Here is a 16,324-nt window from a genome sequence, read left to right on the forward strand (position 1 = left end):
GCGCGCGGGGCTGGGCTCGCGCGCCGGCGCCTGGAGGGGCTAGTCGATCATCCGGAAGACGTACCGGACATCGAACAGATTGTCGCCGCCGCCGTCCTCCGCGCGCACGACGAGCTCCTGCTTGCCCTGCCCGGCGACCCAGTCGGGCGTCGCGCCCGAGGGCGGGATCACGCGCCACTTCATCTGGCCGGGCGCGCCCTCGCCGCTCAGCTCGACGACGAAGCGGTGCATATCGATGTAATCGTCGCTGTTGTTCCTCGCGACGTCGACGAGGAGCTCGACGACCGGCAGGATGCTCGTCCCCACGGCCACCCACGGCGACGAGGCCATGCCCGCGGCCGCGATCGCCCCCTTGAGCACCTGCTGCCAGTTGTCCTTGAGCCACCCCTCGAGCCGGGCGCGCGAAGCGGCCTGGTCGCCGTGCGACTCCTTCCACACCTTCAGGAGGAACGCCAGCGTGCCGTTCGAGAAGGCGGCACGGACCTTCGCCGTCGAGCCGTCCGACTCCCAGTGATGGTAGTCGATGACGAAGCGGGTCTTCTTGCCGCTCACGAAGACATCGTCGGGCAGGCCGAAGATGATCTGCGGATCGACCACGGTCCTCGCCTCTTTCTCCCGGAAGCTCACGCCGTCATCCGGCCCGCCGCGCGTGCTGAAGCCGAGCCGCGTGAAGCTCGAGGCCGGCTTGTCGGCGATCGGGACGAGCGGGTCGATGTTCGACAGGTGCCACGTCTGGTAGAGCTCGACGCTCGTGTTGAGCGGATCAAAGGGGTGATCCTGGACCCTGTGCGCCTTGATCCCGTGAATCGTGAAGTGCATGAACATGGTTTCTTCCTCCCTGGCGTGACCGGGTGCACTGCTGTTGCGGGTGCGGCCGCCCAGAACCGTCGATGCCCCCTCCGGCGGACGCCGGGCGATCCCGCGCCGGCGTGACAGCCCGCAGAGGAGGGGGCGGCGACCTGTCCACCTCGCTCGGCGTGCTCAGCAGCTGGCGTGCCAGGCGTGGGCGCGGGCTCCGCGCGGCCGCCGCAGGCCAGCGCCCCGGGCGCGAGCCCAGCATTATGCCGTCGAGCCCCGGCGCGAGCGACGCCGCCGCCCAGCGCTCGAGGCGCCGTGGGGTGTCCACTGGAGTGGACAGCCGGTCCAATGCAGTGGACTGTCGCGTCGCGGCCATCGCTCCAGCGAGCGTGCGCCGGGCCTCGACGGAGAGGCCCCGCGCGCGCCGGCGGCGCTTCGCCGGCCGACCCGGAAGCCGGCTCGATCCCGCCGCCTCGTCACCGCCTCCGCAGGCGGCCGTCCCCTCCTGGTGCAGCGCTTGCTTCAAACGCTGGCGCCATCGTCCGCGCACGCCGGGACGGACCTGGGGTTCTTCCTGGCACCGGCGAGCGGCTCACGAGAAGCCCGATGATCTCAAGCACTCCACGGGACACGGAGGGGTCCTCTTCCCCCACGGCCCGACGCACAACTCCGAACGTTGGGAGGTGGGCTGTCCTGCGATCGCGGGTAGCCATCGCCGCGCTCACATCGAGCGCGCTGGCGTGGGGGGGCGCCTCGCTCGGGTGCCAGGCGCGGAGCGGCGGGCTCGACGCAGGGGAGTGCGACTGCCCGTGCTCGATCAGCGATCCCGTCACGCACTGCGTGCGCCTTCAGGGATGCGAATCCGACGCGGAGTGCCCCGCCGGCGCGATCTGCGTCGACGCGCATCCGGGGCCGTCCGTGCAGCTGAAAGGCCCTCTCGCGGCGTGCGTCGCAGCCGATCCCGATCAGCGCGCGCGGAGGTCGTGCCGCGTCGTGCAACCCAACGAGCGCTCCCTGATCCATGGATATGCCGTCCCCGAGTTCGCGCTCTCGCACGTGGAGGACACCCGCCCCGCCGCGTTCTCCTGGCGCGCGCCCGAGGGCGCCCGTGTGGTCGCCTGCGCGCTGTTCGGCTGCGCGCCCGAGGTCGTGCCGTCGGGCGAGGGCGTGAGCGGCGACCCGCTGGGCGCCATCGCCAACTGGGAGCAATGCGCGCTCTCCGACGTCAGCATCTTCGACTCGCCGGACCAGATCTTCGTGGCGCGCGCGCAGCCGTCCAGGCTCGCCCGCTCCCGGGAGTCGTGCGCGCCGCCGGCTGGCCGGGAGAACGGCCTCGAGGCCCCCCGGAGCCAGCAGCTGACGCTCCTCGGCGTCGGATGCTGGGCGTACGATGACGTCGGGATCATCGGCGCCACCCGGATCGCGCCCGTCCCTCCCGAGCATCCATCGGACTACCCGGACCTGATCTCCGCCTGCAGCGGAGGCGACCCGCGGCTATCGGACGGCTCGTCCTGCTATCTGCCCGGTCCGGGGCGATCGAGCTTTGGCGTGTGCCATGGAGGAGAGTGCGTCGCGCGCTGCGTGACGGCGCGGGACTGCTTCAACGGAACGCCGACGAAGTCGTGTCCGGAGCCGCTCGCGACGTGCATCCACACGAGCGATCGACAGTACCTCGGCGCCTGCGGCAGGACGTGCAGCCGAGCGGAGGGAGGCGAATGAACGCGCTCTTCTTCTTCCAGGGGAAACAAGCGGCCGCGGGGCGGTGGCTCGCCATCCAAGGCGCCGAATGGAAGCCGCAGGTCAAGATCGGCGGCCTCGCCGAGGACACGGTGAGGGTGGACATCGAGTACCACGCCGCGCCTGTCGATGCCGACACCGGGCACGTGGTCGATCGCTGCACGAAGGACCGGGGCTCGCTCGAGCGACCGAAGCACGACAAGGGCGGGGAGGGCGACGACGCGCTGCTCTGCTATAATTACAAGCCCCCGGCAGCTCCCCTCCGCGCTCTGAAGATAGCGCGGGTGACGCTCACGATCACCGCGCATCGCGGCAGCGGAGCGACGGAGCGCTCGCTGCATGAGCTGCACGTAGTCTCCGCGACGTATCGATGGCTCGTTTACATCGCCACGGCGCTCCTGAGCTTCGCATGCATCCGCTGGCGGCTGGAGCTGCTGCGGCCCCTGTCGCTCCCGGCCTTCGCCGACGCAGAGCCGTGGATCCTCGCCGTGATCAGCCTCATCACGGGCGCCGGGGGGGTCCCGATCCTCGACCAGCTCGTGCGGGCGCTCGCCAAGCTGGTGGCCGCGGTGAAGCACGAGGACGGCGCGGGCTCTGCCGTGCCCCTGCTGCGCTTCCCCGTCCCCATGAACGCGGCCATCGCGCTCGTCGCCGCCGTCGGTCCGCCCGCCGCGATCACGCGGATCGACAACGCGACCGAGGCCGAAGCCAAGCTCGTGGACGGCGAGGTGAAGGGCCGCAAGCACGCGGTGCGCTTCGGCGGCCTGCTCGGCGTGGGCGAGCCACCCAGGCTCGCCGACGGAACGGGCATGTTCTGCCTGAGCGATCCGCTGTGCCAGAGCGCGCCTGCGTGCCGCGAAGCCGACGCGGCTTGCAAGGCGGAGGGCGCATGGCGCGGCCTCCTCGGGCTCGACGCCCGGCGGGTCGGCGTTCGCTGCGAAGGAGCGTGGGGGCGGCGCGCGCCGGAGGGACAGGCGACGGGGGCGCCGCTCCCGCTGACGCTCGACGGCGCGTGCGCGCCGCGCGAGGATCAGCGCTTCGACTGGAGCACCCTCGATCCGCAGCGCGCCGTGGAGCTCATGCCCAAGCCGTTCCCGGGCATCGCCCAGTGGCGCCTCCGTGAGCGCGGTCAGGACGCGACGTTGACCTGCCATGCGGGCCTCAAGGCCAGCCTCGTCCTTCCACCGCCGGTGAGCATTCCAGGCGTGCGTCGGGTCGATCTCGCGTGCGACGACCGCGCGTTCGCGTCCAGATTCGAGAGCTCCGACGTGGACGACGTGCGGCTCTGCGTGCCGGAGGCGTGCAGAGAGCCGCTCGTCGTCGAGGTGGACGCGCTCGCGCGCCGCGCGTGGCCGCTGCCGTCGCAGGTGTTCCTGGACAAGCGGGTGAAGCTCCCCGGCGCGCTGCCCGTCACGTGCAGGGACGCCGGTTCGATCCCGGAGATCAACACGGCGCGCGCCAGGCTCCTGGGCCGCGGGATCCGCGAGCTCTCGACCGAGAGCCATGGAGTCCGTTGCCAGGCGACCGTCCCTGATGACCATCAGCCCCGGAGCGCGGGTGAGGGCTCGGAGCTCGGGCTCACCCTCTCCTGGGCCGGCGGAGGCGCGCGCGTCCGGGTCACGTCCGATCGGCCCGAGCCGGGGCTGCGCCTCACCCTCCCCGCTGGCACGGAGATCGTGGGGTTCAGGATCGATGACGTGTTGTCCGTGGACTGTCCCACGTCCGGCGGCACCGACGTCATGCTCGTGCTCCTGCGCGCCCGCTTCAAGGCGACCCGGTACGAGAAGGTATACGTCGCCGGCGCGCGCGCCGCGCTCATCGACGTCGGGGCCAAGACCACGCACGCATGGGCGTGTGTGCCAGCGGGGGAGCTCTCTTTCGCCGGCACCGGACGCGCCGCGCAGCGCGAGCAGCCGCTGCGGGCCGATCTCGAGGCCGCGACCCTGATCGAGGAGGACCGGCCCGGCGGCCCTCGGCGCTGCTTCACGATGCCGGGGTGGTCGCCTGTCGACTGCGCCAGGTGCCCGCAGCCGGTGCCTATCCATGTTTCCTCTGACCACGCCTACGCGCGGGAGTGCGCTGGCGGCAGGTGCTTCGAATGCAGGTGATCCGACTTTGTCTGATCGTGTGCCGCTGCGCTGCGCTCGCGCTGCTCTTCGGGCTCGCGCTGGAGCGCTCCGCGAGCGCTCAGGACAACAAGGGCCCCGGTACGGGGTTTCGCATCGCGCTCAACCTCGAGGGAGACCCGGGAGACTTTCCGAGCCACGTGTGCGTCATCTCCGTCGCGCGAGAGGGCATCACCCTCGACAGGAACAGGGATTCGCAGATCTCGCTGAGCGTCCCGGAGCCGGAAATACGAAGTCGGACCGGCGAGCCGGACCAGCGCGGACCGAAGGGGGGCGAGGCGATCGGCGTCAGCTGCCTCGACGAGCGTGGGCCGTGCGAGCCGAAGATCAGCATCCCTCGCGACACCGACCACCACAGGCTGGTGTGCGCCAAGAACACGCGCGAGACGAAGCAGCCCTGGCGCGTGGCGGTGATCCACCTGCGCGAGGTGCGGTACGACGGCGGGACCGCCTCGGCGAACCTGAGCCCCATCGATCAACCGCGCCTCGACGGCAACGTCGTGACGCTGAGCGTCCGCTCGGTGATCTCGAAGGCGAAGACGATCGATCTGGTCGGCGCCGTCATCGGAGGCCACTACGCCGAGAGCAGCTATCGGCCGATGGAGACCGATTCGGCGAAGATCGCGCTCGGCGAGGCCGCGCCGAGCGTCAGGGGCATCATGCGCCTCCCGCTGATCCCGCGGTGCCGCACCCACGAAATCGTGCTGCCGCCGGGGACGCGCGAGGTGAGCGCCAGGGCGCACCTGGAGACCGGCCGCGAGCCGTTCTCCTGCGACGTCCACCTCGACACGTCGCGGCAGTTCAAGATGCGCATCCCCTACGTCGCGGAGCGGACCACGAAGCGCGTCGTGGTGGTCGCGAGCGACGACCGAGGGGCGACCAGCGCTCGCTACACGGGGACGTGGATCGACTTCGAGCCGCCGCCGGCCGTCGAGCTCAAGCACACGATGGTCCGGTTCTCGTGGAAGCGCGACTGCCTCTACCCCAAGACCGTGAGCTGCCCCGCGGTCACGGTCGTCTCGACCGGGCTCGCCTGCAGGTCCGCTCCAAACGGGAGCGCTCCTGACGTCTGCGACTACGTGTGCGGCTCCGTGGAGACAGGGAAGACACGCCGCGCGCAGCGGCCCGGCGCCGGAGGGCGGGCGGCCCGGTACGAACCGCAGTTCTCGATGCCGGCGCGCTTGCGCTTCGCTCGGCCGAAGAGCGATGAGGCCTGGGAAGACACGCTGGCCTACGGGAACCAGCTGCTCTCCGGCTTCGTCAGCGCGGCGGACCGCCGCGTGGATGTCAGCCTGCGTCGCTGGGGAACCAGCGAGGAGGTGAATCGGCTGCTCCATCGACGCGCCGCTGGCATCGAGTGGCTCGTGGTGCGCGGGCCGACGGGGACCGAGCATTACGTCCGCCCCGAGCCCGACAGCGCCGCGCGGCTCTGGATCCCCGGCGTGAGCTGCGGAGACGTGTTCTCGTTTCGCATCGTCGGCGAGCGAGCCTACCACGACGACGAGGTCAAGGTGACGGAGGGGGTGATCGAGTTCCCGCACCCGGAGAGTCAGGAGATCATATTTCTGCGCGACATCGCGCTCGGAGGCATCGCCGACCTCGCGCGCCGCAACCCCGCGTTCCCGGCCGGCGACGAGTGGGAGCTCGATTGGTTCGGCTTCGTGCGCGGCGTCGTCGGGTTGCGCCCTCGCGGGACGGCGGTTCAGATCGAGCTGCGGGCGAGCTTCATGCTCGGGAGCCACCTCTATTATCCCCTGCGTGCTCCAGGCGAGCTCGCCGCCGCGCCGCACAGCGAGGACGTGCTCTTCTCGCGCTCCATGCTGGAAGCCGGGTTCTTCTGGATCGCGTGGCCCAAAGTCCACCTCGGCGGGTCGGCGGGGCTCGCGGTGAGCGCGCCGATCTGGAGCGATGACTTCCGGCGCGCCGGAGCTCCACAGCCGGCGCTCACGTGGGGGCTCGCCGGCCGGTATCTCTTCACACGACGGACGTCGGTCGAGCTCGGCCAGCGCTTCATCTATCGAGATCTGAATTATACCTTTTCCACCGATTTCAGGGGCGCTCCGACCTGGAGCACGACCGCGAGCTTGCCCGTGCAGCTGGAGCTCGGCCTGAGGATCGCGTTATGAGTTCGAGCAGGTGGCGCGTCGCTGCCACGATCTTCCTGCCGCTCGCGCTCGCGGCGACCGCGCTGGGCTGCCCCGGCGGCGGCGCTCTGCCGGAGGAAGACGAGCCCGCGGCCGGGTCGAGCGGAGGCGTCGCGGACACATCCTGCGAATCGTCTCCGGACGGCATCTGCGATCGGCTCGCCGGCGAGACCTGCGCGTGCAGGGACTGCGCCGTGACGGCGTGGTGCACGCCGTTCCAGTGCAGCGACGATCTCGTCTGCGGGCTGGAGGACGCGTGCACGTGCGCGGATTGTCATCAGCACGTCGACTGCTCCGATCCGAGCCGATCGAACTGCACGGACGATGGCGTCTGCGATGCGTTCCTCGAGGGTTGCCGGTGCGAGGACTGCAAGGCTCGGCCGGAGTGCGAAGACGCATTCTCCGGCTGCGGGCAGCCGACAGACGGGATCTGCGGCGACGACGATCAGTGCGGCTGCATCGAGTGCCTGGGCTCGCCGAGATGCTCTCGATGCTCCTCGGTGTCGTACTGTACGGTGAGCGATCCGTGCTACTGCGACAAGTGCCTTGACGACCCTGTCTGCAGCGACCCGCAGCAGTGCGACGACGATGGCCTCTGCGTGGTCTCCCGGGAGGGCTGCGGCTGCGCCGATTGCGCTTCGCTCCCGGAGTGCGCAGCGGTCACCGGCCTGACGGGCGCTGGCGGGGGCGGCGGCGGAGCAGGCGGCGGCGGCGGCGAGAAGGGAGCCGGCGGCAGCGAGAAGGGAGCCGGCGGCAGTGGGGCCGGAGCCGACGGCAGCGGCGAGGCGGGGGGCCGCGGCGGCTGAGTCGCGGCGGAGCGCAGAAGGGCCCTTCGGGTACGTGAACGCCGCTCAGCGGGGATCGCGCGGTGCGAGCGTCCCGGCGTCTCCGCACAGGCCGCTGAGGAGCGCTACCCGCCCTGGTTGTCTCGCACGATCTCGTCCAGCAGCCCCCGGTCCTCCTGCCGCCCGCTCTTCCCGAGAGCCTCGAGCACGGCCGACATCAACGTGCCCACGTTCGCCCACGCCGTGGTCTTGCCCTGGTACATGACGTCATCGACATGGTCCCACTTCTTGTGGAGCGCGACGACCTGCCACCTGTCATCGAACACCGGCGAGCCGGAGGAGCCAGCCATCGTGTCGGTGAAGTACCAGAGATCCGTGCCCTGGACGCGGGTCACGAGGTTGTTGCGGCACGCGACGCGCTTCGGCGCGCCCTCCGGGTGCTGGATGATGTTCACCGCCGGGTACTGGCCAGGATCCGCCGGGAGCACGAACGGCGCCCGCGAGACCCGCAACGGCCTGCGGTCGACCGGCGCCTCGAGGCGGAGGATCGCATAATCGAGCGGGCCCGTGGACGGCGAGAACGCCTCCAGCCTGGCGACCCTCGCCGCCGAAGGGACCGCGTCTCGCTCGTCGTAGTCGAACTCCGCCACGACGCTCCTGGCCTGGAGCTCGAGATCTCCGATCGACGCGGGCGGCTCTTCGGCCAAGCGCGCGAGGATCACGTGGTGATTCGTGATGAGCAGGCTCCGCGTGAGCAACCAGCCCGTGCCACGGTAGCGGCGCAGCTCCCCCGCCGCGTCGAGCGCCGGCTGGCCGCCCTCGTACCGCGTGACCACGATCCGCGCCACCGCCCGCCCGGCCTCCACGCCGCCCCGGAGGAACGCGAACGGGAGCATGTCGTCCTGGTGGACGATGCGCTCCTCCTTGCCCGGCAGCGCGTCGCGGAACCCGGGCGCCGGCGCCGCGCCGGCCGCGCGCGCGCTGACGTCCGCGAGCGCTCGATGCAGGACCGCCGCCGCCTTCGGATGCGCGACCGCGAGCGAGGCCGCATTCTGGAGCCACACGGAGAACGGCACCGAGCCGTCGGTGAGCCGCTCGACCGCATTGAGCTTCTGCAAGGTCGTGAGGAGGCGAGCGTTGGCCTGGCCGCCGTCGGGCAAGCTGCTGGCGAACGCCGGCAACAGGCCCTCGAGCAGCGAATCGAGCACGCTCGATCGGACCATCCCAGCGTCCGTGAGCGCCGCGAAGAGCTCGTGAATGCGGGGCTGCGGGAGGTAGTGAAAGGTCATCGTTCCTGGCTCACCTTCGGGCATCGTTCGCGCGCATGGCCGCGCCTGCAAGGCAGCGCCCTGCCGCGGCGCTGGACATGAACCGCTCCCCCCGACGCCGCGTCACGCCGGGCCCTCCCCGGCGCCCACGATCGAGAACGCTCCCCAGCTCGTGGCCTGCGGGAAGCCCTTCCGCGTGCTCGCGTACGCCTGACGCGCGGCCTCCATCACCGTGAGGCCGCGGTCCAGGCCGTCGTGCAGCGCGCGCATCCACGCGGCCGCGGCGTCGGCCGGCACCTCCCAGGGCGTCGAGATCACCGCGCGGGCCCCGGCGAACAGGAACGCTCGATCGAGCGCGGGGACCCCGGAGGCGGACGGGTGCACCTGGAGGCCGCTCATGCACGCGGAGAGCACCACGAGCGGCGACGCGAGCGACAGCTGGCTCGCCGCGCCGGGGCTCAGGACCTCGCCGCCGCTCAGGACGAGCCCCGTCCCGGCCGCGTCGAGCCAGCTCGCCCGCCCGTGCGACGAGACGTGGATGCGCCGCGCGCGCGCCATGGCCGCAGAGACGGCGGGCACCGTCGCGTCCTGGTCCCACAGCAGGCGCTCGGCCGCGAGCGCGCGCAGCTCCGCCTCGCTGCCCACCGGGACCACCTCGCCGATCGCGGTCCGCGACGTGTCCGCCGTCACCGGGACCCCGACGACGAGGCGGTCCCCGCCGGCGTTCGGCTGCTGGCCGAACAGCGCGCCCAGCGCCCGCAGCGAGGGCGCGTAGAGGAGCGGATTGCGGAGCGCCAAGGGCTCGCCCGCCACCGGCAGCAGGTGCAGCCCCGCGGCGCGCTGGTTCGCCGGCACGGCCAGGACGAGCGGACGATCGCGCCGGGTCTCGCGGCCGAGCCACTCGGCGAGCGACCGGGCCGGCCCCTCCGGCGCGCCTCCGCTGGACACCAGCTCCAGCGCGCGGCTCAGCCCCATGCCGCTCGCCGCCGCGGGGAACGCGCGCGTGCGGAGGCCGCCCCTGCGCGACCACACGAAGCCCTGGACCGAGCCCGGGATCCCCACGTCCGCGAGCATGACCACGGCCGCCTCGCCCCCGAGCTTCTGCGCGATCCGGTCGAGCTCGAGCGGGGGCGGCGCGAGCGGGCGCCCGCTCCCGCCCTCCTGCTCGTCGCGCAGCCAGCGCAGCTCGTCCACGCGATCCAGCGCCGTGAGGGCGTCGCGAGCCTCCAGCGCCACGCGCGCCCGCCCCCCGTAGCCCTCGGCGAGCGCGCTCATGGTCGCCCGGTGCCGATCGCGGCGCTGCCCCTCGCCGAGCCGCGCGCGGAGCACGCCGATCGCCCGCTCGTAGGCGGCGGCGGCCTCGCCGCGCTTGCCCTCGGCGGCGAGCACCTGCGCCTCCAGGATCTGCGCGCGGTAGGGCTGGCTCCTGGCGATCGCCGACGAGAACGGATCCGCGCGCCAGGCGTCGAGGACCCTGCGCGCCTCGCGCGCGCTCCGGAGGCGCTCGCACGCGCCGATGTACCGCTCCCGCCTGGAGGCGAGATCCTGCCGGTGCAGCATCGCATCGAGGTAACGCCCCACCAGCGGCCCCTGCCCCGCCGTCGCGGCGGCGAGCGCCTGCTCGCGCTCGCGCAGCTGCGCCTCAAGGACGGCCGGATCCGCCGGGTACCCCTGGGCCGCGGCGATGAGCTCGCGCAGCTCGCGATCGCCCCGCGCCGCCGCGATCGCCGCCGGCGCGTCCCCCTGGGCCACGTAGGAGAAGATCCGCAGCGTCACCCGGAGGCGATCGACGAGCGCGCTGGAAGCGCCGCCCACGCCGAGCAGGCCGCCGGCGGCGGCCTGCTCCGAGAACACCTGGAGCCGCTCCTCGACCTCGCTCCACGGCGCGCCCAGCTGCGCCATCGCTGCAGCCTCCTGGGAAGCCAGCCCCGCCCGCACGGAGCTGATCGACAGGATCGATTGATCCACGAGGCTCGCGGCGGCCCCGCCCTTGAGCTTCTGCGCGGCGCCGTACCGCTGATAGCCCTGGACGGCAGCGTCGAGCGCGCGGTGGCTCCGCGGCGCGAGGCGGAGCTGCTCCTGCGGGAGCGACAGCGCGTCCACGAGATCCACCGAGGTCGTGGCGAGGCGGACCGCCTGATCGAGGTAGCCGTGCTCGATGGCCAGATCGGTCGCCTTCTCCGTGAGCGCGACGCCGTCCGCGTAGCGCTGGCCGAGGTGGAACACATGCTCCGCGAGCGCCGCCATCGCCCCGAGCACCGCGACGCTCCGGCCGAACGCGCCGGCGCGCTCGGTCAGCTCGAGCCCGCGCTGGAACTCGGTCATCGCCGGCCCTACCCGGCCGTCGACGAGGTGCGCGGCGGCGGACAGCACGGCGGCGCCGGCCGCCGTCGCGGGCGCGCCCGGCCCGCGCAGGCGCGCCTCGGCGCGCTCGATGCGCGCGCGCGCGTCGGCCGTGCGGCCTTCGTCGAGATCGAGGAACGCGAGGGTGAGGGCGCGCTGCGGCTCGAGCAGCGTGCCGGCGCCGAAGGCCGCGTCGTCGGCGAGCAGCGCGCGCGCCGCGGCGATCTCCTCGGCGCTCGGCGCCCGCTCCAGCGGCGGGGGCAAGCCCTCCGTGTACCAGGTGATCCTGTCGGGGGGACCGCCGAGCACGTGGACGTCGGCGCTCATCACCCCTCCGTTGGGCGCGAGCAGCCACTCGGCGCGGAGCAGCGCCGCCGCCGCGCGCAGCCTGCCCTCCGTTTCGGGCGGCGGCTCGGCCGGGTTCAGCGACCAGCGCAGCACGCGCACCACGGGATCGTCCCCGACCACGTCGAGCTGCCTCGCGGCCTCCGCGTCGAAGCGGTCCGCGTCGCCCGGCGTGATGAAGTAGTGCAGCGAGCGGAAGCCGGCGCGGATGAAGCGGACCCTCGAGGCCGCATGCCAGGCCCACGCGGCGCGGCGCAGCGGCGCGGGGACGCGGGGCAGGGCCGCGCGGGCGCCTTTGCCGAGCCCCTCGACGTCGACGTCGAGCCCTTTGCTCCGCAGCGCGTCGAGGTGCACCACCCGCTCGAAGGTCGTGTGCTGCTCGGTGATCACGAGCGCGCGCAGCACCGCCGTCGCCGCGGCGCACCCGGCGTCCTGCCCGCACCGGGAGGCGGCCCTCTCCACGGCGGCCCGCGCGGCGGAGAGCGACCCGCCGAGCAGCTCGAGCTGCGCCGTGGCCAGCCCGCTGCGCCATCCCCCGGGCTCGGCCCGGCCGAGCGCCTCGGACGCGCTCTTCGCGGCCGGCAGGTCGGCGAGGGGCAGCTCGGGCACGAAGCCGTCGCCGATCGCCGTCCAGAAGCTCTCCCAGGCGCGCCCGGCGTCGACCGCGGGCGCTGTGGACGCCGCGGGCGCTGCGGGCGCGGCGGGCTGCGGTGCCGAACATGCGCCGAGCGCGCCGGCCATGAGCAGGCCGGCGAGCGCCTTCGCGGGAGGCGCCCGGTTCATGGCGCGACCTGCACCCGCACGCCCGAGAGCGAGCGCTGCCACGGCTCGGGCAGCCCCTCGGGCACCGCCGCCTCCGCCGCCCTGCGCGCGCGGCAGAGCTCCCCCGCCGCGAGCAGCCGAGCGGCCTGCTCGAGCGGTGTCAGCGAGGCCAGCTCCGCCTCCAGCGCCTGCTGCTCGCGCGCGCGCTCCGCCGCCGGAACGCGCCGCAGCGCGGTCGTCACGACCGCGCGCACCGGGCGCCCGGGCTGACGGAGCGCGGCGCCCACGGGCAGCGACAGGTAGGCCGGCTGTCCTTCGGGGCGGGAATCGAGGACCAGCAGCTCGAGGACCACGATCGGCGCGTCGCCGAGCCCGAGCGACTCCAGATCGACGGCCGGCTGATCCAGGAGGCGGGGCGCGCCGATCAGGGCCCCGCTCAAGGATCGAGCGCGCAGCGCCAGCGGCCGGCTCGTGGGGCTCTCCCACCGGACCGTGCCCTTCCACTCCGTCACGACGAGCGACGCCGGCGCGACGAGCCTCGGCTGCGGCGGCGCCGGCGCCGCCGCGACCGCGGCGCCGGGCTTCTTGTCGGACTTCATCACCCCCGATTGGCGCACGCCGCCGAAGAGCAGCTGGAACATCTGCTGCATGGCGCGCACGGCCGAGGGCGCAGCCGGCGGAGCGGGCCGCGGGGGGATGCGCACCGCCTTGCCCGGGCCGAGGCGCAGGAGCTCGCCCCCCCAGCTGGTGACCAGCGCGTCGCCCTGGACGACCTCCACCTTGTCGTCGACCTTGAGCTTGATCCCGCCCCCCACCGTGCTGCAGTCGACCGGAACCCCGTTGACGGTCACCTGCTGCTGGCAGCGCCACAGGCGCGGCTCGCTGACCTCAGCGGCGGCCGAGCCGGCCGTGAGGAACGACAGCAGCATCACCACCGCGCCCATCCCCCGATACATCATCGTCACCGCCCTTCAGCCGCTGCATCGCCGCGCTCGCCGCGGCCACGAGGAGGAGAGGCCAGACGGGAACAGTGTAACCTGCGCTCGTCGTCACGACTACAGCGGCGACGCCGATGCCCACGAGGATCGCCGCCGAGAGGCGCTTGGCCTTGCGCGCGCGGGCGGCGAGCGCGCCGACGCCCGCCGCGAGCCACGGCCACGCGGGCAGCGCCCAGCGCAGGCCCCCGCCCGCCGCGCACGCGGCCACCATCGCGTGCGCGCGCGAGGTGGTGATCGACTCCCGGCCGAGCGGCGGGACGTAGAGGTGCACGCGCCCCTGCTCCTGCTGCTGCCGCCACTCGGCGATCGAGCCACCGAGGACGACGTACGCCTCCCGGAGGCGCGCGTCGCCGTCCGCCGCGATCAGGCCCGCGTCGACGGACTGCACCGTGTTGCCGCACTGCCCCTCGTTCAGCGGGAGCACGGCCTCGGTCGCGAAGGCGGGCGGCTCCGCCGCGACGAGCTGGAGGGAGAGCGGCGCCGGGTCGCCCGTCGGCACGCCCGTGAGCGTCTGCCCCAGCAGGATCGAGCCGAGGAGGAGCGCGTGCTCGCCGACTGCGCCGCCGGCCGCGTCGACGAGCGCGCGCGCGGCGCCCTGCGGGACGATGACGCGCACCGCCCGATCGCGCGCCCGGGCGATGGCCTGGGACAGGGCATCGATCTCCTCCTGGCGCCGCCCGTCGGATCCGAGCTCGATGGCCAGCGCGACGGCGCGCGGGCTGCCGGCCGAGAGCCGGTCGAGCACCTCGGCCACGCGCTCGAGGGGAACCGGGTAGTCCGAGAACTTCGGTTGATTGGGCTGCGCCGGCCACCGAGCCTCGGTGTCCGCGGTGATCTCGACGTCGATCACGGGCCGGGGCGGGGCCCTGGCGACCCGGCCGCCGATACCGGCGACGAGGGCGAGGATCGCCAGCGCCGCGGGCGCGTGTCGCTCGAGGCGGCGGCGCTTCGGGGGCTCGGCGGGGCCGGTCGTGTCCGGGGCGACCGGGAGGTGCGGGGCGACCGGAATGTCCGGTGCGTCGGTGTCCCCTGGCGGACGGGGAAGGAACGCAGCCTGATTGCAGCGCTCGATAGCGCCTGCGAGGATCGCCTGCGCCTGCGGGATCGCCAGCGTGAGCATGAGGGCGTTGCTCAGATAGATGGCGAGGGGGTAGTCGCCGTCCTTGTTCCCGTTCTTCTGCCGCCCCTGGGTGTTGAGCGCCTGCAGATCCATGAGCAGCTGCGCAATGGGCTCATTGGATCGCGTCAGCGCGTTGACGATCTCGGCATTGATGCCGCTGCACAGGGCATCGCGGTCGATGCGGCCGGCCGATACAAGCGCGGTATGGACGGCCTTGATCTGCTCGATCTCGAGGATTCCCATGCTCGCGGTGCCTGGCAGAAGCTGTGGCGCGCCATGATCGTCTCGAAGCGGCACGAGGGCAAGGAGCAAGGGTCGTCGCCTCGGCGGGTACGGTGACCTCGATATGGCCGGCGGCGCGACGCTACGGCCGGCGGTGCGACCGGCGACCGTGGACCCGCCGCCGATGTGCGGCGGCGTTTGCGATGCGCGCGGCTATCCGGCGGGCGGCGTCGCGCCCGGCTGCGCCTGCGGCCCCGGGCCGGGCGGTACGGCGGTGGGCGGGGTCGCTGTGCCCGCAGCCGGCGCGGGCGCTGTGCCCGCGTCGGGGCCGGGCGGCGCGGCGGCCTCCTCGGCATCGTCGGGCTCGGGCCCGTCATCGCTCGCCCCCGTCGCGCGGCCGCCGCGGCTCTTGTAGATCGACGGCGCGATCGTCTCGGCGTCTCCCTCGTTCCAGCGCAGGTAAGCGACGGCGCGGCGGGTCTGGTCGTAGGCGTGCGCGAGCAGCGCGAACGCGCGCGCCCGCTTGTCCGCGGCCTCGGTCGGCCCGGGCCCCTTGCCGTGCTCCCGCACGCCCAGCGCGGCGAGGAGCTGCGGCCCGATCTCGCCGGCGCGTCTCACCTCCTCCTCGGTCGCCGCCGTCTTGCCGGAGATCTCGGGCCAGCTCCCGCTGAACAGCGCCGAGAGCGCGACGAGGTCGTTCGCCGTATCGATGTGCCCCTGCCCTGCGCGGATCTCCGCGACCGCGTCCGCGTCGAGCAGCCCGCGGCGGGCGAGCGCCTCGGCGTCGCCGAGCAGGTTCTCGCGCAGCGGGACCGCCTCGGCGACGAGCGGCTTCAGCGCGCTCTCGGCGGCTCCGGTGGACAGCCACAGGAGGTGCGCATACCAGGCGGCGAGCGCGTAGGTCTCGAGCCGGTCGAGCAGCGCGATATCGTGCTTGTGCAGCGCTTCCGCGATGGCGGGGCGCAGCGCGAGGAGGCCGGGCAGCACGCCGAGCACCTGGGAGACGGCGCGGGGGATATCGAGCTTGATGGCGATGAGCTGCTCCGGGCTCAGCGCCTCGATCTCGGGGAGCGCCCTGTCGTACGCGGCCGCCGCCTGCGGCGGGGCCGCGGGCTTCCTGGGAGCGGGCTTCTTCTTGGTCACCGGAGTGGAACTTTTGGCCATGAGGGGAACACCTCTCGTTGAAGTCCCTCGCCGGACGGCGGAGGGACACGAACTCCATGCTCCCTGCCCCCCGGCGCTGGACGTGCTGTGAGCGTCCGGTGCGTACCGGACGTGCCGGCCAGGGGTAAGCACCTGTCTCCATGCGTCAACGGAGCTGGCAAGAATGCGACGACTGGCGGCCTGGCGTCGGGTTCTTGCGCATGGACAGCTCAGCTGCCGGGGCGGGACCGTCTCCGGTCCTGGAGGGTAGCCCAGCCATGCCCGGGGACCGGTTCCGGTCCGGGGGGAATGCTCAGCAATCCCGAACGCACCGCTTCCGGTTCCGGAGGGAATGCTCAGCTACCCCGATCGCACCGTTTCCGGTTCCGGAGGGAATGCTCGGCTACCCCGACCGCACCGCTTCCGGTTCCGGAGGGAATGCTCAGCTACCCCGATCGCACCGCTTCCGGTCCGGGAGGGAATGCTCAGCAATCCCGACCGCACCGTTTCCGGTCCCGGAGGGAATGCTCAGC

The 16,324-nt window shown here is 73.1% G+C and carries 10 protein-coding genes; 4 read left to right on the forward strand and 6 right to left on the reverse strand.

The window, feature by feature from the left end; genetic code table 11:
- Positions 1-39 precede the first annotated feature (39 nt).
- On the reverse strand, positions 40-825 hold the full coding sequence (locus WMF20_RS25625) for a hypothetical protein (protein ID WP_129576867.1): 786 nt from the start codon (positions 823-825) through the stop codon (positions 40-42).
- Between the two features lie 966 nt (positions 826-1,791).
- Between WMF20_RS25625 and WMF20_RS25630 the strand changes: the two genes are divergently transcribed.
- From WMF20_RS25630 to WMF20_RS25645, 4 genes are read left to right on the forward strand one after another with little or no spacing between them, the layout of a single operon-like run.
- Positions 1,792-2,517, forward strand: a complete 726-nt coding sequence (locus WMF20_RS25630; RefSeq protein WP_437604583.1) for a hypothetical protein — start codon at positions 1,792-1,794, stop codon at positions 2,515-2,517.
- Entirely contained in the window at positions 2,514-4,643 is a 2,130-nt protein-coding gene (locus WMF20_RS25635) for a hypothetical protein (protein ID WP_437604585.1), read from the forward strand. Before WMF20_RS25630 ends, WMF20_RS25635 begins: the two co-directional genes overlap by 4 nt.
- A complete protein-coding gene (locus WMF20_RS25640) occupies positions 4,634-6,787 on the forward strand; it encodes a hypothetical protein (RefSeq protein WP_437604586.1) in 2,154 nt (717 codons plus the stop codon). Before WMF20_RS25635 ends, WMF20_RS25640 begins: the two co-directional genes overlap by 10 nt.
- Positions 6,784-7,611 carry a hypothetical protein gene (locus WMF20_RS25645; protein ID WP_437604588.1) on the forward strand — a complete coding sequence of 276 codons (828 nt, stop codon included), beginning with the start codon at positions 6,784-6,786 and terminating at the stop codon, positions 7,609-7,611. The genes WMF20_RS25640 and WMF20_RS25645 overlap by 4 nt, the downstream gene beginning before the upstream one ends.
- Positions 7,612-7,715: 104 nt before the next feature.
- On the opposite strand, the gene WMF20_RS25650 is transcribed toward WMF20_RS25645, so the two are convergent.
- The 5 genes from WMF20_RS25650 to WMF20_RS25670 form a co-directional block, all read right to left on the reverse strand.
- Positions 7,716-8,879, reverse strand: coding sequence for a trypsin-like peptidase domain-containing protein (locus WMF20_RS25650; RefSeq protein ID WP_437604589.1), 1,164 nt, complete (start codon positions 8,877-8,879; stop codon positions 7,716-7,718).
- A gap of 102 nt (positions 8,880-8,981) precedes the next feature.
- Entirely contained in the window at positions 8,982-12,329 is a 3,348-nt protein-coding gene (locus tag WMF20_RS25655; RefSeq protein WP_437604590.1) for a CHAT domain-containing protein, read from the reverse strand.
- Positions 12,326-13,252, reverse strand: a complete 927-nt coding sequence (locus WMF20_RS25660; RefSeq protein ID WP_437604591.1) for a hypothetical protein — start codon at positions 13,250-13,252, stop codon at positions 12,326-12,328. Before WMF20_RS25660 ends, WMF20_RS25655 begins: the two co-directional genes overlap by 4 nt.
- Positions 13,197-14,669 carry a hypothetical protein gene (locus WMF20_RS25665; RefSeq protein ID WP_437604592.1) on the reverse strand — a complete coding sequence of 491 codons (1,473 nt, stop codon included), beginning with the start codon at positions 14,667-14,669 and terminating at the stop codon, positions 13,197-13,199. The genes WMF20_RS25660 and WMF20_RS25665 overlap by 56 nt, the downstream gene beginning before the upstream one ends.
- A 192-nt stretch (positions 14,670-14,861) precedes the next feature.
- Positions 14,862-15,812, reverse strand: a complete 951-nt coding sequence (locus WMF20_RS25670) for a hypothetical protein (protein WP_437604593.1) — start codon at positions 15,810-15,812, stop codon at positions 14,862-14,864.
- Positions 15,813-16,324: the final 512 nt, after the last annotated feature.

Origin of the sequence: Sorangium sp. So ce834 (assembly GCF_051521425.1) — a bacterium.
GTDB classification, from domain to species: Bacteria; Myxococcota_A; Polyangia; order Polyangiales; family Polyangiaceae; genus Sorangium; species Sorangium cellulosum_D.